Raw genomic sequence first — 19674 nt, forward strand, 5'->3', positions numbered from 1 at the left:
GGGGCCCGCGCCCGTGCAGGCCTCCCCCCGCCCCCGCCCCCCGGGGGGCGGGGCCCCCCACGACGAGGTGCGCGACTACTTGGTCGAGCAGCTGACCTCGATGGGCCTCGACGTCGAGGTGCAGGACACCGTCGGGATGGGGCACAGCGTGCCCACCCCGTACGGGCCCAGGTACCTGGGCGCGGGCCGGGTCCGCAACATCGTCGCGCGGCTCGAGGGCACCGAACGCGGGGCGGTCGCCCTGATGTCGCACTACGACTCCGTCGCGCAGGGACCTGGCGCCAACGACGCGGGCGTTCCGGTGTGCGCGATCCTCGAGGCGGTCCGCGTGCTGACCGAGGACCCGCCGCGCCGGGACGTGCTCGTCGTGCTCACCGACGGCGAGGAGGCCGGGCTGCTCGGCGCGCGGGCGTTCTTCGCCGAGCACCCGCTCGCGCGCACGATCGACGTGGTGCTGAACTTCGAGGCGCGCGGTGACCGCGGGCCGGTGCTGATGTTCGAGACCTCACCGGGCAGCCGGCCGCTGATCAGGAAGCTGGCGGGCACGCGGCTGCCGGTGGTGGCGAGCTCGTTGTTCGACGAGGTCTACCAGCGCATGTACAACTCCACGGACTTCGCGGTCAGCAAGGAACACGGCGTCCCCGGCCTCAACTTCGCGCACATCGGCGGGTTCGTGCACTACCACGGTCCGCTGGACCACATCGGCAACGTCGACCGCCGCGTGCTCCGGCAGCACGGCGACCTCGCGCTCGGCCTCGTCAGGGCGTTGGACGAACCCGGCCAGCGGACCGGTGGAAACGACGTGTTCTTCTCCGTGGGCAACGGAACCATGGTGCGCTACCCGGTGGCCGCCGCGCTACCGCTGGCCGTGTGCACCGCACTGACCAGCAGACCGAAGTTCAAGGGAATCGGCGCGCTCGCCGCACGGCTCGCCGCCGGTGCTCTCGGCGCGACCGGCCTCACCTGGCTGCTCGGCAAGGCCAGCCCGGAGTTCCGTCGCGGCGGCGACTTCCACGACTCCGGCAAGGTCTACGGCGCCGTCGTCGCGTTGTCGGCCGCGGGCAGCCTCCTCGGCGGTGCCCACCGCAGGCGTGGAGCCGCCACGCGCCTGCCGCTGGCGGTGGCGTCCGTCGTGCTCGCCAAGATGCTTCCCGGTGCCAGCTATCTCGCGGTGTGGCCGCTGCTCGGCGGTCCGGTCGGCGGCGCGCTCGTGCTGGCTCCGTTGTCCCGCCTGCTGTTCCAGGGCCTGACGCCGCGCATGGCGGGCACGTCGGCGATCGTCCTGCAGCTGCTGGGCGAACAGGCGGCCCCCGTGATCGGCAGACTGCCGCGCGGGATCAGGAGATCGCTCGCGGTGGCCGCCGCGGCCACCGGCGCCGCACTCGCCGTCCGGGCGGTGCTGCCGGGCGAGGCGCGACCGCGTCCCGCCACGCTCAGCTACCTGCTCGACGCCGACAAAGGAACCGCGCTGTGGCTGAGCAGCGACGCGAAACCGGCCGAGTGGACGCGCGACGCGCTCGGCGACCACCCGGTCAGCGCCCGGCTGCCCGAGTACTTCCCCGGCTGGAAGCGGGAGCTGCTGCACGCTCCCGCCCCGGTGCTGGACCTGCCAGCACCGGTCGTCCGGGTGGTGGCCGAACAGCCGATCGGCCACCACCGGCGGGTGTCGCTGGAGATCCGCTCACCCAGGGGCGCGCGGCAGATGTCGATCTCCGTCCCGGACGGCGGCGTGCTGCGCTGGGCCGTCGACGGACACGCCGTCACCGCCGAACAGGCCAAGACGGGCGCGCCCGGTGAGGTGTGGGACCTGTGGCTGCACGCCGTGCCAGAGCAGGGTTTCCGGCTCGAGCTCGACGTCGCCACCACGCCGGTGCGGATGCGCGTCGCGGACCGTTCCGACGGGCTGCCCGCGTCCGGTCCCCAGCCTGACGAGAACGGCATCGCACCCGCGATCGACGTCGAGACGTGGGGCAACGCGACGTTCGCCCTCGTCAGGCTGGAGATCTGACTCAGACGCGTTCCCAGAGTGCCGGGACGTTCGGGGGTTCCCAGCCGACCAGGGACGTGTGGGCCTGCCTGCAGCGGTAGGCGAGCCCGTTGTAGGTCACCCGCGCGCCGGTCGCGTACGCCGTGTTCGGGGCCCACGCGCCGCCACTGGGAGGAGTGGTGGTCGTCGTTGTCGTCGTGGTTGTGGTTGTTGTTGTGGTTGAGGTGGACGTCGACGTCGAGGTCGGCGGGGTGCCGGTGCTGCCGCGCGGCAGGTCCGCGGTGATCCGGTAGCTCGTGCCGCCGAAGGTGAACGTGAAGTTCGACGGCGTGGAGATCGGCATGTAGTAGTTCAGCGCGATGTCGACGCTCGCGCCCGGTGCGAGCGACTGCCAGCTGGGCAGCGTCACGGTCACGTGCTGGAAGTCGCCGCGCAGGCCGCCGGAGTTGCTGCCGCTGTGGCCCTTGGCGGTGACGGCCAGCCCGAAGCCGGACTGGTCGGTCATGCTGCCCGGCGCGCTGGTGCCGTAGTCGAACTCGACGCGCGTGCCGCCGGGGATCGTGGTGGTGGAGTTGTTGGTGATCCGCATCTTCGGGTTGATCGGGTAGTTGTTGTCGCCCAGCGCGAACCCGGAGACGCCGACGCTGACGTCGAGCGTGGCCGTCGGCATCGTGCGACCGGCCTTGAGGTTGCCGTACGGCGCGGCGCCGCGCAGGCCGTCGTTGATCTTCGTGAGCAGCGTGTCGCCCATGAAGTACTGGCCCTTGGTGCTGTTGAACGCGTAGTCGCCGGCGAGCTCCCAGATCATGATGCCGCCGAGACCCTTGTCCGCCACGTACTTCGCCTTCGCCGCGATGGACACGTCGTCCTCAGTGGACAGGTAGACCTTCTTGTCGTTGTTCCACAGCCACGGCGTGACCATCGTGCTGTTGTAGTTGCGGGCGTAGGTGCCGGTGAGCCGGTCGGTCGGGTCGTTGACCGGGTCGAGGCCGTACGCGGTGAGGTAGTCGCCCTGGATCTTGTTCTCCAGGTTCTTGGCGTGCCACATGGGGTTCACGCCGCTCGGCACCTCGAGCCCGCCCGCGGTGTAGTCGTGCCACAGGTTGTCGATGCCGATGGCGCCGTTGCCGCACGGCACCGTCGAGCCCACCGTGCCGCCGGTCCCCGGCGGGCACTGCGACTGGTTGGGCAGGGCCGAGCGGCCCCACAACCCGTTCGTGCCACCGGTGACGCCCTGCCAGCCGCGCGTGTAAAACGGCACGCCGATGTTGATCCGGCCCGCGGGCATCGCGCCGCGGAAGTAGTGGTACGCCCAGTCGGTGTTGAGGTAGCCCTGCCCGTCGTACTGCGGCGTCGTGTACACCTGCCAGTGCGCGAGCTCGGCGTCCTGGCCGTTGTCGTACAGCGCGGCGTTCGGGCCGACGAAGTGGTTCCACGACCCGTGCAGGTCGTAGCTCATGGCGTTGACGTAGTCGAGGTAGCGGGTGACGCCGTAGACCTCCTGGCCGCGCAGCAGCCACCCGGACGCGGGCACCGCCGCGGTGAGCAGGTAGTGCTTGCCGTCCGCCGCGCCAGCCCGGTCGAGCTTGTCGCGCAGCGTGCGCATCAGGTTCTCGTAGCCCTGCCACAGGTTGCCGCGGTTGGGGTTGGAGATCCAGAAGTCGTCCGGGTTGCCCGCGTAGTTGTTCGACGTGGCGTACTCGTAGTCGATGTCCGCGCCGTTGAAGCCGTACGTGCGCAGGAACGTCACGACCGAGTCGGCGAACGTGTTGATCGACGCCTGGCTCTGCGCCATCTTGTAGAACCCGCCGGTCGCCGTGCGCGTGCCGTCCGGGTTGAGCACGCCGCCCGTCTCGGCCCAGCCGCCGATCGAGATCAGCGTCTTCACGCTCGGGTTCTGCTTCTTGAACTTGGTCAGCTGGTTGAAGTGACCCTTGTAGGACAGGCTCGGGTCCATCTCGGCGCCGGGCACGCCCGGCCACTCCATGCCGATCGACTCGTTGTTCGGGCCCGCGGTGCCGACCGAGATCCGGTTCTGCGCGTCGATGTGCGCGAACGCGTAGTTGAGGTGCGTGACCTTGGACCACGGGATGTCCTTTGGCAGGTACGCGGGCGCCCCGTTCTTGCCCGTGCGCCAGCTGGTGAAGTACCCGATGACGCGCCGGGAACGGTTGGCGCCCAACAGCTCCCGCCCGTTCGTGTCGTAGGCGGTGCAGTACGGGACGTCCACGCCCGGAGTGCGGTACAGGCCGTCCGGTCTGCAGTCCTCGTGGCCAGCCGCACTGGAGGGCCGCTCCGAGATGACGACCAGGCCGGTGAGTGCGACGAGCAGCGCGAGCAGAGCGAGTAGTTTCTTGCGCACGCCGAAACCTCCTGCACAGGGAGGCGGCCTGGGGCTTCAGCGTGAAACCCGATGGCGTTGCGTGTCAATGGGTATAGACCAATCGCACTAGCCGCGGGTGTGGGAAGCTGGGGCATGAGCCGAATGCACGACGTCGGCGGAGCGGACGGCTTCGGCCCGATCGTGGAGGAGCCGGACGAGCCGCCGTTCCACTCCGACTGGGAAGCACACGTGTTCGCCATGAACCGCGCCCTGGTCGCGGGCGGCGTCTACAACCTCGACGAGTTCCGCGACGCGGTCGAGCAGCTGCCCGGCTACCTGACCTCGTCCTACTACGAGAACTGGTTCAACGCCATGTGCGCTCTGCTGGTGCGCAAGGGCGTGTTGAGCGCTGACGAGGTGGACCATGTTCCAGGTGGGTGATCGGGTGCGGACCTCTGCTGCCGCGGTTCCTCATCACACCCGGCTGCCCGCGTATGCGCGCGGGTGTGCGGGCACGGTCGTCGGTGTCGAGGGCAGGTGGCCGCTGGCCGACGCTCGAGCTCAGGGGGCTGTGGTGGTGCAGCCCGTCTACACCGTGCGGTTCTCCGCCTCCGAGTTGTTCGGCGCCGGGTCGCACTCGGTGACGTTGTCGATGTGGGAGGAGTACCTGACGTGACGCATTCCAGCTCTCCTCTCGCCGCTCGGGTCCGGCACGTCGAGGCGTTGCTCGAGTCGCGCGGGCTGGTCGATCCCGTCGAGCTCGATCGGGCGTTGGAGGCGTTCCTCGCGCGGGCTTCTCCGGCGAACGGGGCTCGGATCGTCGCTCGGGCGTGGGTGTCCGACGAGTTCCGGGCACGGTTGCTGGACGATGCCGGGGCCGCGTTGGCGGACGTCGGGTTGTCCATGGGTGGCGGGTTGCAGGTGCAGCGGCTTTGCGTCGTGGAGAACACTCCTGCGGTGCACAACGTCGTGGTTTGCACCCTGTGCTCCTGCTATCCCATTGCGCTGCTGGGGCCCTCGCCCACCTGGTACAAGAGTCCGGCTTATCGGGCTCAGGTGGTTCGGGATCCTCGTGGGGTGCTCGAGTCGTTCGGGTTCTCGCCTGACGGGGAGATCGCGGTGTGGGACGCCAACGCCGAGACTCGGTACATGGTGTTGCCCATGCGGCCCGGTGGGACTGAGGGCTGGGATGAGGAGCGGCTGGCCGGGCTCGTGACGCGCAACGGGCTGATCGGCGTCGCGCCGGTGTAGCGGATGGACGGTCTCCGACGACATGCAGACCAGCGAGTTCGCGGGAGGCCCACGTGGCGTGGTTTCAGAAGCGGTCAGCCGAAGAGGAAGCGGCGCACGAGAAGGCTTCCGAGGAGTTCTGGGCGGATTGGCACAAGCGGTACAACCCGAGCGCTGAGGAGATCGAGCTCAGGCGGCAAGAAGAACTGGCCAGGCAGGCCCAGGACGCGCAACGCGCCTTCTACGAGTCGCCCGCAGGCTATGCCCGCATGGCGTACGACCGCGGCGACCTCGTGCTCGAGCTCGTGATCATGACCGGGTACGACCTGAACGCCGTCTGCCGCGAGGGGTGGGACCTGTTGACCGGGTCTGTCGTCACGCACTACGCGCAGCAGGGGTGGGCGCTGTGCCACTACCTGTTCAAGCGGTGCGACCAGAACCGTCGCGTGCCAGACGCCGTCTGAGCAAACGATCGCGAGACTTGTCGGTACCCCTGAGTACGCTTGCATTCGGGGGTCTGCTCACTTCCAGCGGCGAGATCGCGACGCCCCCGAATCCAGCCTGGCCACCGGCACCGACAAAACCGGCACCTTCAGCGAGCCGCAGGCCGCACCACGTGAAATGCACGGCGTGACCAATGTGCGGCGCACGGCCTGACACAGCGCCACGTTCCCGCTGTGGTCGACCTTCTTCGGCTTCGCCTTCCTCGGCGAACCACTCGGCTGGCACACCGCCGTGGGCGCGGCGCTCGTCATCGCGGGCATCACGTTCACCAGAGCGAGAAACGCGGTCACACCGCCATCTCCGCGTCCAGCGCCACCACACCAGGATCGTCCGGTTTGAACTTGCGGCACTCCTCCAGCAGCTCGGCGGCGTCCGCGCGGTGGCCGCGTGAGTGCAGGAAGCGGGCCTGAGCCAGGTTGCGCTCGAACAGCTCGGTGACGACCTCCTCGTTGAACCGGGCGTGGCTCTCCGCGCACTTCAGCCATTCACGTGCTGCCGGATAGCCCTGGGGACCGGCGGCAGCGCGGGCCGCGCGCAGGTGGATGTCGATCATCTGGCGGAACACGTCGTTGTCGTCCGCTGCCATCTGCCACGCCAGGTGGGAGTCCTGCACGGCCTTGGCCAGGCTGCCGTTCTCCAGCAGGCGGCCGGCGCGTTCCAGCGTGCGGTGTGCGCTGTTCGACTTCACCGCGGGGGCGGCGTCTATCTCGGCGCGCAGGCGGACGGCCTCGTCGATCAGGTCCGTCAGCACGCGGCGGGCCTCGGCCGCGTTGCCCGCCGACCACAGGCTCCTGGCCGCGGACAGCGGATCCGTGCGCGGAACGGGCAGTGCCACCGCCGCGCTCTGCGACGGCTCGGTGTCGATGAACTCCGAGTCCTGCGGCACGGCCGCAGGCGCGTCACCCAGCTGAGCCCCGTACACCGCGGCTCCGCGCGCGAGGTGGAAGGCCGATGTCGGCACTCCCGGCTGGCCGACCTCCGCGTGCAGCACAGCGGGTACCGCGGACAGGGCGGTCGACCCGCCGACGAGCAGCACCGTGTCGATGTCGCGGACCAGGAGGTCCGTCTCCGAGAGGACTTCGCGGACGCGCGCGGCCGTCTTGCCTACCAGGTCGGCCACCAAGGCGAGGAAGTCGGCGGGTGACGGCCAGCCGGACACCTCCGTGCCCGCGGCGAGCTGTTCCTTCACCCGCGCGGCAACGTACCGCTGCCGCGTCCACTCGTCGGCGTCCCACAGCTGGATCGCGGCTAACTCGGACCCGCGCAGCGCCTGCAGCCACGCGGTCAGCAGCTGCCGGTCGAAGTGGTCGCCGCTCGGCGTGTCCGCGCCGATGTGGCCGAGCACCCGCACCTGGCTCCTGGCGACCCGGACCAGGCCGACCTCGAAACCGCTGTGCCCCATGGAGTACACGAGCACGGTCCGCGCGCCCGAGCCCTCCGAGGCGAGCACCGCCGCGACCGAGTCGTTGATCAGGTGCACTTCCGGGAACCCGGCCGACCGCGCCGCCTCGCGCAGCGCGCCGCGGTCCCGCGAGTCCATCCGGGCGGGCACGGTCAGCACGGCACGGCGAACGTCCATTCCGGACTCCGCGACGACGCGCTCCCGCACCGACACCAGAGCGGTGACCAGCTGCCGCACCGCCTCCGGTGAGCGCTGCTGCTTGACCGGGACGAAGTCGACCGCGCCGGGCCTCAGCCGCGCGACGACCCACGGTTCGTCCGACGGCACGGCGAGATCCACCGGCGCGCCGTCCTGACCGGACCACGCGACCCGCAGCCCGAGGCTGCCGACGTCGATACCAGCGACTGCGTTCATCGAGCAGAAGGGTTCTTCGTCCGGAGCAGGTCGCTGGGGTCGGCCAGCGCGCCACCGCTCTGCTTGCGCAGCTCCCGCTGGATCAGCTCACCCAGCACCTTCTCGGACAACGCGCGCCGCGCGTCGTTCTTCTGCTCGTGCGCCTGCCGCACCTCCTGCGCCTTGCGGCGGATGTTCTCGCACTCGGCGGGCTCGGCGCGTTCGGCGACGATGTCCGCGTAGTACAACGTGGTCGCGAGGCCGCTCGTGTCCAGGTCGCGGTAGAGCAGGCCGGCGTAGCGGCGCTGCTCCTTGTCGTCCTGCCTGCGGAACGCGTCCTTCGCGTTGTGCAGCCGCGACTTGATCCGGTCGCGGTGCCACGGCTCGATGTAGGAGTCGTACTTGGCGACGAACATCTCGACGATGTCGATGGCCCGCTCCAGCTCCTCCGTTGACTCCTCCTGAGGTGCTGGCGAGCCGTTCTCCACCGCCTTCGGGTGCAACGTCGCCGACTGCACGAACGTCGTCCCCGGCACGCGGACCACGACGGTGACGACGCGGTCGCCGTCGTAGTTGAAGCTCACCTCGACGTCGCTGTTGGGCTCGAGGCCCTCCGGCAGCTCGACCTCGATGACGCCCTGCACGCGGTTCTTGCTGGCGATCTTGTGCACGCCCTCGTGCACCGGCACGCGCACCTGACGGCCCGCCGCGGTGAACACCTTCGTCATCGGCTTCGTCAGCGGGTACTGCGTGCCCTTCGGGATGATCTCGACGAACGCATCCGGGTTGTCGCCGTCGACGGCCGCGATGCCCAGCGCCATCGTCGTCTGCTCGTAGATCACCAGCCCGGACGCGGACATCGCGCCGTGCAAGGAGTTCTTGCACTTCGAGCAGTTCTCGGACTCGTCGTCGTTGACGGTCCCGCACGACGGGCACTCGAGGCCGCTCACCGCGTCGGCGAGGATCGCCGCACCGAGCGCGACGCACTCCATCGGCTTGTCCATCCGCACCTTGTCCGCGCCGAACCGGCTGACGACGGCCTCGCGGACGGACGTGGTGAGCGTCGACCCGCCGACCAGCAGCACGTCGGTGATGTCCTCCGGCGTGAAGTTGCCCTCCGCGAGCACGCTGTCCACCAGCGCCATGGTCCGCGCCACGAGCGGCGCGATGAGCCGCTTGACCTCTTCCCTGGTGACCTCGTAGAACACGTCCACCAGCGGCCCGTCCGGCGAGGTGCGGAACGCGCCGGGGATGTTCACCTCGGCGAACTCGCTCTGCCCCAGCCTGCGCTTCACCTGCTCCGCGCTCTCCTTGAGCAGCCTGCGGAACTTCTGGTCCAGCATCGGCTCGCCGTACTCGGCGCGGATCTGGTCGAGCACGTGGTCGACGATCAGGTGGTCGAAGTCGTCGCCGCCGAGCCAGTTGTCGCCGGCGGCACCGGCGACCTGGAGGTGGTTGCGGCCGTCGCCGTCCTGCACCATCTGCAGCAGCGAGATGTCGAACGTGCCGCCACCCAGGTCGTAGACCAGCACGCGCTTGCCGGTCGTCCCCACCTCGCGCACGCCGTACGCGATCGCCGCCGCGGTCGGCTCGTCGATCAGCCGCTTCACCACCAGGCCCGCCGCCTCGGCCGCCTGCCTGGTCGCCGCGCGCTGGGCGATCTCGAAGTAGGCGGGCACGGTGATCACCGCGTGCGTGACCTCGGTGCCGAGTCCCCTGCCGACGTCCTGCTTGATCTTGTGCAGGATCAGGCTGGAGATCTCGGTGGGCGTCCGGACCTCCTTGCCCATCCGGATCGCGGCCGTCGGGTCCGTCTCGGACGCCGGGACGATCTCGTAGTCGAACCGCTTGCTCACCTCGGCGACCTGCGGCTCGCCGACCGTCCGGCCCATCAGCCGCTTGACGGAGAACACCGTCGTGGTCGAGTCCTTCGCGCCGTGCACCGCGTCCTCGCCGACGACGGCGTACTCGTCGCCGTTCTTGCGCGTGCGCACGCCGACCACGGACGGTGTGTGCGGTTTCGCGTCCACCTGCAGGACTTCTGTCGTCTTGCGGTCCGGGTAGTGGACGGCCGCCACCGAGTTGGTGGTCCCGAGGTCGATGCCGATTGCCTTCATGGACGTGGCTCCTCTTCCTGTCCCGCGACGATCACCTCGGCGGGCCGGAAGACCCTGCCGTCCCGCTGGTAGCCCCGGCGCACCACCTCGACGACGGTGTCCTTCGCGGCGTCAGAATCTCGTGCGACACCAACGACTTCGTAGCGGCTGAGGTCGACGGTGTCGCCCGGTTCGCCGAACACCACCAGCCCCGCCTCCCCCAGCGCGCCCCTGAGCTGGCTGCCGAGCCGCCCCACGGTCGTGAGCAGCGCGGCCGGGTTGTCCGGCGACCACCCGCCGCGCGCGTGCGCGTCGATCCGGTCGAACGAGTCGAGCACCGGTATCAGCGACTGCAGCAGCTCTTCCAGCTCGTCGCGCAGCTCGAGGCGCTCCAGCATCCCGCGCGCCAGCCTGCTGTACTCGTCGGTCACCGGTCACCTCCCGGGAACACGAACAGGTCGACGAAGAGCCTGCGGTCGCGCAGCCTCAGCTCGTCCCACGCCACCCGCGCCTCGTGGGTGAACCTGTTGTCCCGCAGCAGCTTGAACGACGCGTTCTGCACCTCCGCGTGCGACGACTCCGGCGTGATGCCGATGTCCGCGAACACGTCGTACGGGAACGGCCCGTCCCACGCGGTGAGTGGATCTTTCACGGTGTGCTCCCATCGGACTGGCTCGCGGCCCAGCGCCGCACGAGCTCGGTGAGCGTGCGCTGGGCGAAGATCTCCTTGGGGTCGGCGGCGACGGCGTCCACCGCGAGCAGCAGCGCGGACATCAGGTCCGCCTCGGCGAGCGCGCTCTTCGCGAGCCGGACCGCCGTCACCGAGCGGGCCTCGTCCGGCCGGTGCGCACCCGGTTCGAGCCGCATCAGCTCGTCCGGCGTCATCGTTCCGTAGATCACCGAACGCACCTGGTCGGCCGCGGTCTCCAGTGCCTCCAGCAACTGGATCATGCCCGGCGCCGAGCGCAGGCCACCGGTCAGCACGGTCAGCGCCTCGGCGAGCGCCACCGCGTGCCCGCCCGCCCACGGCCGGTCCATCGACCGCTGCACCAGCGTGTGCGCGAGGCCGACGCGCGCCATCATCGTCGCCGGGTTCAGCTCGATCGCCAGCCGCAGGTCGTCGATCGCCTGGTCGTAGTCGAACGAGAAGTCGAACGCGAGGTCGACGACCTCCAGCATGATCGCCTGCGCCCGCCGGTACAGGGCCTCGGCGTGCGCGCGCCGGAGCAGGTCGTCCGTGCGCAGGCCGGGGATCTCGCGGACCCGTTCGACCAGCTCGACCGCGCGCTGCGGCCGTTGCACGCGGCCCGGTCCCGGAGGGGTCATCGCCTCCACGGACGCGTCCACGAACTCGGCGATCTCCCGGCGGGCGCGCGCGGCGAGGCCGGCGCTTCCCGCCATCTGCAAAGCGGTGCGCAGCGACCGGACGGCGGTGTCCACACCGGACTCCTCTTCGCCCGCCACCGCTGCGCGGGCGATGTCGATGTGGCAGCGCACCGCGATGCGCGCGGAGTCCTGCCACAGCCGCGCCTCCCGGCCGCCGAGGTAGGTGTAGGCGGGGTCCGTGTCGAGGAACGCCCGGCACGTCTCGCATTCGCCGCCGGTGCAGCCGCAGCTCCGGTTCGCCTCGGCGAAACCCGCCTTGGGCCGTTCCGGCAGCATCGCGAGCGCCCGCTCCGGACGGCCGTCCTCCAGCAATGCCCGCGCGGGCGCGAGTCGGGAGAACGCCGCGCACAACCGCGTGACCAGCTCGGCGGACACCGCCTCACCGTCCTCTTCGGACGGTGTGCGATCGGCCCGCCGCACCAGGTCCGCGGCCAGCCTGGCCAGTGCGTCCGACAGCCCGGCGACGCGCTGGAACGCAGGCCCGCCGAGCACTCCGGCCACCGTCGTCCGCTCCGCCAGCTCGGCGAGCACGTCCCTGCCCAGCCGCTCCACCCGCACCGTGAGGCCGAGCGCGCGGTAGTGCGCGGCCAGCGCCGGACGGCCGTCCCGGTCGTGCTTCTCGGCCGCGGCGTGCAGCTCGCCGGTCAGGTGCTCGAGCATCCGGCGGCGCAGCGCGCGGATCTCCAGCACCGGCACCATGAAGCGGTAGCGCAGCGAGCGCCCCTGCCGCCAGCGCTCCCAGTACTCCTCGTCGCCGAGCGTCGTGACCCACATCCCGATGCACCGCTGCCACGCCTGGCGGCCGTGCTCCCACGCCTCCGCGCGATCGAGATCCCTTGCCGCCCACCGATGTGCGATCGCGAGGCAGTGCGCGGTGACGGTGTCCGCCGGGTCCGCGCGCAGCAGCTCCTCCCAGGCGGTGATCGCCTGGTGACGTCCGACGTGCAGCAGCGTCAGCAGCGGCGCGTCGCTCGGCGCCGCCGCGCACAGCCGCTCGAACAGGTTCGACGGCTCGCCCTCGGTCAACGCGCCGAACGCGCGGCGCAACGTCTCCGCGTCGCGGATCGGGTAGAGGTCGGCGTCGACCGGGAGCCGCTTGTCCCACGACCGGAACGTCGCCGCGACACCGATGGCGGCGGCCACGTTCTCCCGCATCGCCCGCATCTCGACGTCCTTGATCTCCGGCATGGACGCGTCCGGCCCGATGCCGAGCGGCGCGAGCACCCGGTACGGGAAGTCCTCCTCCACCTCGGCGCTCGGGTCCGGCACCAGCGAGGCCTCGCGCAGGCGCCGCGTCCAGCCGAACGACGCCATCAGCTCGGTGAGCAGCGCGCGTCGCGCGGGCACGTCGGCGTGGTCGTCGGGCAGCTGCCCGTAGCTCTCCAGCGCCTCGTCCCAGCGGCCGCCGGTCTCCAGCGCCCGCGCCCGCGCGTAGCCGAGCCGGACGTCGGCGTCCGCGTGGTGGCAGCCGGTGTACAGCTCGACGGCTGCCGCCCAGTCCTCAGTGGACTCGGAGATGCGCGCTCCGGCGTACCGCGCAAGCGCTTTCGCGTCGCGGAACCCGCCGAGCGCCTCGGCTGCCGTCGCGGCGGCGACCCAGTCCTCGCGGTCGAGCGCCGCGCGAACGACCGCGTACCCGGCTCGCGGACCGGACTCGGCGAGACCGGCGGGCAGTCCGGCGAACCAGCGCTCGGCCTCGGGCCAGTCGCCCGCGTCCTCCGCCATCCGGCCGCGCACCAGGTCCCGCCTCGACACGACGTCCTTGACGCCGTCCGGAACCCGTTCGTAAGCCTCCAGCGCGGCCGGGAGGTCGCCGTCGTTCTCGGCGACCCGGCCCGTCGCGTAGCCGAACAGTCCAGCCAGCTCCTCGGTGGGCGGCGGGATCGAGCGGTAGGCGTCGACCAACGCGCGGTGGTCGTCGCGCGCGTCGGCGGCGCGGCCGAGCGCGATGGCGCGCAGCAGCGCGATCTCGTCGTCATCGTCGAGTCCGTGCAGCGCCTCGACGACGGCCTGCCAGTCGCTTCGTTCCTCGGCGATGCGGGCACGGGCGAGCCCGCGCATGCGGCTCACCTCGCCGTGCTGGAAACCCGGTGGCAGCAGGTGCAACGCGTCCAGCACAGACGGCCACAGCCCGGCGTCGAACGCGACCCTGCCGTCAGCGAACCGCACGTGCACGCGCACGTCGCGGTACTGGTCGGGCAGCTCGTGGAAGATCTTCGCCGCGTCGGCGAAGTCACCGCGATCGGCGGCGGCCCTGCCCCGTGCGTACGGCAGCGCCAGCCCGGCGTCCACACCGCGGTCGGCGGCGGTCTCGTAGCACTCCACCGCGGCCGCCCACGTCCCGTCGGCCTGGTGCCCGCGGCACAGCGCCTCGCGCCCGATCGCGTCCGCGACGTCACCGGCCGACGCGTACGCCTCGATCGCGCCGGCCACGTCCTTCACCGCCTCGCGGACGCGGCCGTGGCAGTAGGCGCGCCACGGCCCGGCGTCGCGGTAGCCGTCCGGCCGGGTGTGCAGCACCGCGTCGAACGCGGCCGCCGCGGCGGCCCAGTCACCGGCGTCGCGGTGCTCGGACGCGCGCTCGAACAGCACGGCCAGGTTCTGCTCGTCGAGCGCCCGCTCGCGCAACGCCACCGCGTCCCGGTAGCCGTCCGGCAGGTCCGCGGTGATCTCGTCGCAGTACGCGATCACCGACTCCCACGCGCACGCCTCAGCGGCCTGCCCGGCGGCACGCAGCGCGGTGGCCGCCTTCGCCGCCAGCCCGACCTCGGTCGCCACGCAGTCGAACACCTGCTCCGGCACCGCGTGCTGCACACCGTCGAGCAACGACTCCGCCGCGGTGACGTCGTTGCGCCCGAGCAGCTCGCCGATCATCTTGAACCGGTCGGCGACCTGCTCCAGCCGTCCCTCCTGGGCCAGCCACTCCAACGGCTCCGGGTGGTCGTCGCGGCCCATGTCGGCGTAGCGGACGACCTGGTTCCAGTCACCGCGCAGCCGCGCGAACCGGCTCGCCTCGACCAGCGACTCCAGGCGGACGACCCCGTCCGTCGGATCGTCCACATCGGACATCGCCTGGTGGCCGCGTGCGAGCGGGTCGTGCGGCACGACGCCCTGGTTGACGACCTTGACCGCCTTGAACAGCCACGTGTGGCGGCACTGCTGGTGCAGCGACAGCACCGGCGTCGCCCACTCCATCGTGGTGTCGTCGAGCACGTTGACCATGTCGTTGCGGGCCTGTGCGACCGCCTCGTCGAGCGAGCCGTTCGTGGCCAGCGCGGCGAAGAGCGACGGCGTGAACCGCGCGGCGGCGACGTTGCTGACGTCCGCCTGCATCGCCACCACGGCGGGCACACCACCGGCGATCAGCTCGTCCGCGACCGCGGGTGCGGCCGGTGCGCCTTCCGCGCCCGCGCAGAGGTTCAGCACGACCAGGCGCACGTTCTGCGCGGCCGCGAGCTCGGCGGCGAGCCGGTCGCCCGCGATCGGGTCCGGCGAGCCGTCCTTGTTCTCCAGGAACACCCGGCCGCCGCGGGTGCCGTCGCCACCGGTGCCGTGCCCGAGCACGACGACCGCCGCGGGCATCTCGGTGTGCTTGGCCAGCGCGGCGCGCAGGTTCGCGAGCGTCGGCCTGGTGCGCCGCTTGCGGTCGGGCGCCCAGCCGAGCACCTCGGTCACCACCGCGGCCGGGTGCGCGCCGCGCAACATGGTCTCCTGCAACGCGGACACCTCCGCGCCGAGGTCGAGCGACCCGTCCTGCGGCTCGGCGACCACGACCAGCACGCGGAACCGCGACGGCCTGCTCGACGGCGTCGGCAACCGGCCGGGCGACAACCCGCCGCCGGGCAGTGACCTGGTGAGCGAGAACCGCGTGTCGCCTGCCAGCCTGCGGTACGGCAGCGGCGGGCAGAGCACCTCGATCGGCAGGTCCGCGAGCGCGGACGGCAGCTCGAACCGCACCCGCAGCGACCGGCGGTGCTCCTCGGCCCGGCGCGCGCTCTCGAACAGGCACGCCGCGACCGGTTCGGGGAACAGCACGCCGAACAGCCGCTCCCCCAGCTCGCGAACCCGTTGGTGCACCGAGAGCTCCGCGCGTTCGACGCGGCGGAACTCCTCGTCCAGCAGGCGTTCGAACGACGCGCGGAACCCGTTGTCGCGTGGCACGCGCGTCACCGCGGCCGCCGACGACGGGCCGTTCGCCAGCACGAGGTAGCGGTTGCGGCCGATCTCGGAGACGCGGATGCGGAGCTCTTCGTACTCGTTCACCTGGCGGCCCCGAACACCCAGTACCTGATCTTCGCCCAGGTCTTCCGCCACCAGCTCTGCTTCGGCCGGGGCGCGGGGCGTTGGACCTCAGCCGGCCGGACGACCGGCGGCTGCAGGCGCGCGGTCGCCTGCCGTGCGCGGTTCTGGAACGCCTTCGCCTGCTTGATCATGGCCTGGCTCATCAGCATCGTGGAGTCACCCGGCCGTTCCGTCAGCGCTCGGCCGATGACCTCCAGCGCGTGGTCGTGGTCGCCCCGCTCGTGCGCGTTGAGCGCCTGCGCGTTGTGCATGCCGCCGATGGCGCTCGCCAGCTGCTCCATCAGCTCGCCGATCTCGGTGTCCTTGCCCGCGCGGGGGAACGCGCGGAGCACCGTCCGCGCCTCGTCCATCAGCACGAGTGCGTGCCCGAAGTCGGCGTCGGCGGGATCGGCCGGGATGCTCTGCGTCGCCGCGTTCTGCAGCAGGACGACCAGATTGCGGCACGCGTACCAGGACAACGGGTTCAGCTCGGCCGCCCGGCGCAGGTCCGCGAGCGCGGACAGGGCGTCCGGGTCGGCGCGCTGGACACCGCGCTGCGCCAGCAGCTCGCTCAGCATGCGCGTCACCTCACCGAAATCAGCGCCGAACACCGCCTCGGCCGTACCGACCGGTACCGCGGTGAGCACGTCGATCGCGTCGTCGTAACGCCGCTTCTGCAGGAAGAACCGCGCCCGCGGGAGCACGATGTCCGTGACGTGGCAGCGGAACTGCTCGTCCGCGCCCTGCCGGATGGCCGCCGTCCAGTGCTGACCGGCGGTGCGCAGATCCGGTTCCGGCGCGGTGACCGCGGTCTCCGCGACGCTCAGGTGCGCCTCGACCGTCATCGCGACGGCCTCGGCGCGCAGCTTCTTGCGGCCACCGACCGCGTGCGCGTACGCCGGGTTCTGCCGCGCGAACGCCGGGCAACCGGTGCGGCACAGCCGGGGCGGCTCACCGGACGCGGGGCAGTCCGCGCACCGCAGGTCCTCCAGGCTGGTCAGCGCGGCCAGCGGCGCACCCTGGTCGAGCAGCATCCGCGCCGGACCGAGCTGCGAGAAGTACTTGGCGGTGCGCCGGTTCCGCTCGTCACGTGAGGCGTTCAGCCGGGCGACGAGCTCGCGGCACTCGTCGTGCAGCTCGAGGTGGTCGATGAGCAACGGTCCACAAGGGATCTTCTTCTTCGTCGCCCCAGCGGGGATTCCGCCGCGCACGGCGACCAGCCGGGCCGCGCGCACCTCCAGTGCGAGCAGCGCGGCCGTGCCGCTGTTCGCGCCGCGCGTCACGGTGTCGTGCAGCCAGTGCTCCAGCCGGTCGCGCACGGCATCGACCTCCGCCGACGGCACCTCCGTGCGGTAGCGGCGGGCGGCGTCCGTCGTGAACCACGCCCAGAAACCGGAGTCCGCCAGCAGGTTCGCCCACAGCCCGATGCACAGCCGCCAGTCGTCCTCGCCGCCGTTCACCAGCTGCCACAACGTCATCAGTGCCAGCGCGTGGGTGACCCGGAAGTCGGCTGGGTCGGTGCGGTGCGCGTCGACGAGCAGCTCGACCGCGTGCTCGCGGTCGTCGCGTTCGAGCAGGCGGAGTGCTTCCGCGTGCGGCTCGCTCACCAGTCCCCCCGCGGCGCCGTGCGGATGGCCGTGGTGATGCGCGGGTGCAGTCCGGGTTCCGCGGCCAGCGCCGTCCACACCGCCGCGGTGTCGGGGTCGGCGCGCGGGACCGACGCGGTGACGTTGTCGGCCAGCTCGGGTTCGAGGTCGCCTGGTCCCCAGACCTCCAGGCAGCAGTCACCGACGACGACGTCGCTGTCGAGCAGCCGCAGCCGCGCCTCGCAGCGGTCGGTCCGGTGGTTCCAGCGCAACGGAGCCAGCAGCAGGTGGTGTGCGGCGGTCCGGATCGGCAGCCTGGCCACCATCCTGCGGTCGGTGATGCCCAGCCCGTCGACCTCGGCGACGACCACGTCCCCACCGGTGCGCCGGATCGTGACGGTGCGACCGTCCTGATCGGACACCACGAGCAGCGTGGCCGGTTCCGCGTCACCCGCGGCGTTGCGCACCGTCACGGGCGCGGAGCTAGCGACGAGATCGTGGACGCTCCTGGTGCTGCGCTCCCCCATGATCCGCAGGTCGTACCCCATCGTCGCGGCGACACCGGGCAGCCGGAGCTGGGCGAGCTCGTCGAAGCGCCCCGAGTGCACGTGCGCGTCGGGCCCGAGCGACCACAGCGAGCCGATCAGCCCGGCCACCTCGTCACCCGGCCGCACCGCGACCACGACCGTGCCGCGATCGGACGGGTGCGGGTTCACCAGCAGCGCGACGCCGTCCTGTTCGACGACGACACCGGCCGGCAGGTCGATCCGGTGCAGCAACCGCGCCGCGGCCGCCGCCGTCCGCGCGGGGTGCACCGGCGCGGGCGGGTCGGCGAACACCGGGTCCGCGGACGGCCGGTGCACCTCCCACCCGCTGTGCACGACCTGGCCGAGGCGGGCCAGCACCTCCTCGGCCGCCTCGCGCACCGCCGGGTCGCGACCCGCGTCACCGCGAACGTCCTGCAGCGTCGAGGAGATCTCCGCCGCGCCGACCAGTCCGAGGCTCACGACGGCCGCGTGCTGCACGAACCACACCGGGTCGTCGACGGCCGCCAGCAACGGTGGCGCCGCGGACGGCCCGCCGACCTCGCCCAACAGCTCGGCAGCCGCTTTGCGCACGATCGCCTCGCCGTTGGCACTGAGCTGCGCCACGACCGGCTCGATGTCGATCGCCGACCACGTCTCACCGCGCGCCGCGTCCCGCAGCGCGTCGAGTGCTTCGCAGCAGGCGATCGGGTCCTCGTCGGAGATCGCGTCGAGCAGCGTGCCGAACTCAGGAGCCGGAGCGGTCGTCGCGACCTGCGGCTCGTGTTCGGCTTCCAGCAGCCCGACGTCCCAGCTGCCGGGACGCAGGCCGCGCACGACGCACTGGCCGTTGCGGTCGAGACGTTCGTAGTGGCAACGGCCACCCGGTTGCGCGGCCACCACCCACAGGCCGTCGAAGTCCTGGCCGTCGTCGAGGGGGAAGACCGTCACCATCAGCGAGTCGGCGCGGCCGAGCAGGTCGATCCACGCGGTGTCGGACGTGCGGAGCTCACGACCGGGCAGCCGCACCGGGGCGGTGGACAGCAGACCGCGGCTCTCCGCGACGAACGGACGCGTCATCGCACCCACACCTCCTGGGTCCGGCACAACCGCAACCGGCGTTCGTCGATGGCGTCCCCCAACCCGTGCCCGCAGTCCTCCCCTGCAACGCGGCTCGCGTCGCATTCGTGGCATCGCACGGAGAACAGCTCATCGCACCCGGCACAAGGGACGGTCAGCTCGTCGACCGCACGCCACCGCCCGCACCCGCGCGTCCCGCACCGCATCTGCAGCTTGGAGCCGCAGGCCTCCAGCGGACATCCCTCACCGGCGTCGACCCGCGCGGTGTCGAAGTACCCGCCGCACGAGTGGCACAGCACCCGCCGCACCTTCCGGTACCCGCCGGCGCGCGGGTAGAGCAGCACGTGCCGCGCGACCTCGCGCCGGTTGACCGCCGGGTCGTCGGGCGTCCCGCACTCGCCGCAGGTGTCAGCTCCTTCGAACCGCCGCCCGCACGCCGCGCACCGGCGCACCTCGGCGTCCGCGATGACCAGCGGCTCCAGGCCTGCCCGGTCGAGCACGGGCCGGAGCATGCTGCGGCCGAACACGTCCCCCCACACCGCACCGCGCAGCTCGGGGCTGCCGTGCACGGCGATCGAGACGAACTCGCCGAGCGACATCTCGCCGGGCACCCACGACCTGAGCGCGTGCCCGCGAACGCAGCACGCGCACCGCGTCTGCCGCGGCCGGCAGATCCGGGCGTGGTGACCGCACCCGCACCGTCCGCTGACCAGGCCGAGCACCAGCAGGACAGCCGTGCGCTCGACCCACTCCTCGCGGTTCGCGCGGTTGAGCCGCCATTCAGGGAAATTCGCGGTGAACGCGCGAATCTGCGCGCGCAATATCCGCACAGCGGCACCGACGCGACTCCCGGTCACGTGATTCAGCACCTCGACGGATCGT

Annotated in this window: 15 protein-coding genes; 6 read left to right on the forward strand and 9 right to left on the reverse strand. The window is 71.6% G+C overall.

Going from position 1 to position 19674, the window contains the following annotated elements; all coding sequences use genetic code 11:
- Positions 1 to 67 precede the first annotated feature (67 nt).
- A complete protein-coding gene (locus FKR81_RS31670) occupies positions 68 to 2008 on the forward strand; it encodes a M28 family peptidase (RefSeq protein WP_146357572.1) in 1941 nt (646 codons plus the stop codon).
- A gap of 1 nt (position 2009) precedes the next feature.
- Here the strand turns inward: FKR81_RS31670 and FKR81_RS31675 are convergent, their stop codons facing one another.
- Entirely contained in the window at positions 2010 to 4349 is a 2340-nt protein-coding gene (locus FKR81_RS31675; RefSeq protein ID WP_146357574.1) for a chitinase C-terminal domain-containing protein, read from the reverse strand.
- Positions 4350 to 4463: 114 nt separating this feature from the next.
- Here FKR81_RS31675 and FKR81_RS45850 point away from each other — a divergent pair, with 114 nt between their 5' ends.
- The 5 genes from FKR81_RS45850 (at position 4464) to FKR81_RS46070 (ending at position 6383) form a co-directional block, all read left to right on the forward strand.
- Positions 4464 to 4751, forward strand: coding sequence for an SH3-like domain-containing protein (locus FKR81_RS45850; protein WP_146357576.1), 288 nt, complete (start codon positions 4464 to 4466; stop codon positions 4749 to 4751).
- Positions 4744 to 4986: an SH3-like domain-containing protein gene (locus FKR81_RS45855; protein WP_222598469.1), complete on the forward strand. Its 243-nt coding sequence runs from the start codon at positions 4744 to 4746 to the stop codon at positions 4984 to 4986. The genes FKR81_RS45850 and FKR81_RS45855 overlap by 8 nt, the downstream gene beginning before the upstream one ends.
- Positions 4983 to 5561 (forward strand): nitrile hydratase subunit alpha, encoded by a 579-nt coding sequence (locus tag FKR81_RS31690; protein WP_146357579.1) that lies wholly within the window; start codon positions 4983 to 4985, stop codon positions 5559 to 5561. Before FKR81_RS45855 ends, FKR81_RS31690 begins: the two co-directional genes overlap by 4 nt.
- A gap of 53 nt (positions 5562 to 5614) precedes the next feature.
- Positions 5615 to 6004 carry a hypothetical protein gene (locus FKR81_RS31695; protein WP_146357581.1) on the forward strand — a complete coding sequence of 130 codons (390 nt, stop codon included), beginning with the start codon at positions 5615 to 5617 and terminating at the stop codon, positions 6002 to 6004.
- Positions 6005 to 6215: 211 nt separating this feature from the next.
- Entirely contained in the window at positions 6216 to 6383 is a 168-nt protein-coding gene (locus FKR81_RS46070) for a hypothetical protein (protein ID WP_146357722.1), read from the forward strand.
- Here FKR81_RS46070 and FKR81_RS31705 read toward each other — a convergent pair.
- The 8 genes from FKR81_RS31705 to FKR81_RS31740 are packed head-to-tail and all read right to left on the reverse strand — an operon-like array spanning position 6331 to position 19649.
- Entirely contained in the window at positions 6331 to 7860 is a 1530-nt protein-coding gene (locus FKR81_RS31705; RefSeq protein ID WP_146357583.1) for an Hsp70 family protein, read from the reverse strand. The genes FKR81_RS46070 and FKR81_RS31705 overlap by 53 nt on opposite strands.
- Positions 7857 to 9956, reverse strand: coding sequence for an Hsp70 family protein (locus tag FKR81_RS31710; RefSeq protein ID WP_146357585.1), 2100 nt, complete (start codon positions 9954 to 9956; stop codon positions 7857 to 7859). The genes FKR81_RS31705 and FKR81_RS31710 overlap by 4 nt, the downstream gene beginning before the upstream one ends.
- Positions 9953 to 10366 carry a nucleotide exchange factor GrpE gene (locus FKR81_RS31715; RefSeq protein ID WP_146357587.1) on the reverse strand — a complete coding sequence of 138 codons (414 nt, stop codon included), beginning with the start codon at positions 10364 to 10366 and terminating at the stop codon, positions 9953 to 9955. The genes FKR81_RS31710 and FKR81_RS31715 overlap by 4 nt, the downstream gene beginning before the upstream one ends.
- A complete protein-coding gene (locus FKR81_RS31720; RefSeq protein ID WP_146357589.1) occupies positions 10363 to 10587 on the reverse strand; it encodes a hypothetical protein in 225 nt (74 codons plus the stop codon). Before FKR81_RS31720 ends, FKR81_RS31715 begins: the two co-directional genes overlap by 4 nt.
- Positions 10584 to 15635, reverse strand: coding sequence for a CHAT domain-containing protein (locus FKR81_RS31725; RefSeq protein ID WP_146357591.1), 5052 nt, complete (start codon positions 15633 to 15635; stop codon positions 10584 to 10586). The genes FKR81_RS31720 and FKR81_RS31725 overlap by 4 nt, the downstream gene beginning before the upstream one ends.
- The gene (locus FKR81_RS31730) at positions 15581 to 17209 is read right to left on the reverse strand and encodes a hypothetical protein (RefSeq protein WP_146357593.1); all 1629 of its coding nucleotides are present in this window, start codon (positions 17207 to 17209) and stop codon (positions 15581 to 15583) included. Before FKR81_RS31730 ends, FKR81_RS31725 begins: the two co-directional genes overlap by 55 nt.
- A complete protein-coding gene (locus FKR81_RS31735) occupies positions 17206 to 18792 on the reverse strand; it encodes a HEAT repeat domain-containing protein (protein ID WP_186763284.1) in 1587 nt (528 codons plus the stop codon). The genes FKR81_RS31730 and FKR81_RS31735 overlap by 4 nt, the downstream gene beginning before the upstream one ends.
- On the reverse strand, positions 18789 to 19649 hold the full coding sequence (locus FKR81_RS31740) for a hypothetical protein (RefSeq protein WP_186763285.1): 861 nt from the start codon (positions 19647 to 19649) through the stop codon (positions 18789 to 18791). The genes FKR81_RS31735 and FKR81_RS31740 overlap by 4 nt, the downstream gene beginning before the upstream one ends.
- Between the last annotated feature and the right edge of the window lie 25 nt (positions 19650 to 19674).

It is taken from the genome of Lentzea tibetensis (assembly GCF_007845675.1).
Classification (GTDB): Bacteria; Actinomycetota; Actinomycetes; order Mycobacteriales; family Pseudonocardiaceae; genus Lentzea; species Lentzea tibetensis.

Excerpts from the sequence above, each read along its gene's own strand:
- FKR81_RS31735 (WP_186763284.1), bottom strand. The coding sequence starts at position 18,792 with ATGACGCGTCCGTTCGTCGCGGAGAGCCGCGGTCTGCTGTCCACCGCC.
- FKR81_RS31705 (WP_146357583.1), bottom strand. The coding sequence starts at position 7,860 with ATGAACGCAGTCGCTGGTATCGACGTCGGCAGCCTCGGGCTGCGGGTC.
- FKR81_RS31710 (WP_146357585.1), bottom strand. The coding sequence starts at position 9,956 with ATGAAGGCAATCGGCATCGACCTCGGGACCACCAACTCGGTGGCGGCC.
- FKR81_RS45850 (WP_146357576.1), top strand. The coding sequence starts at position 4,464 with ATGAGCCGAATGCACGACGTCGGCGGAGCGGACGGCTTCGGCCCGATC.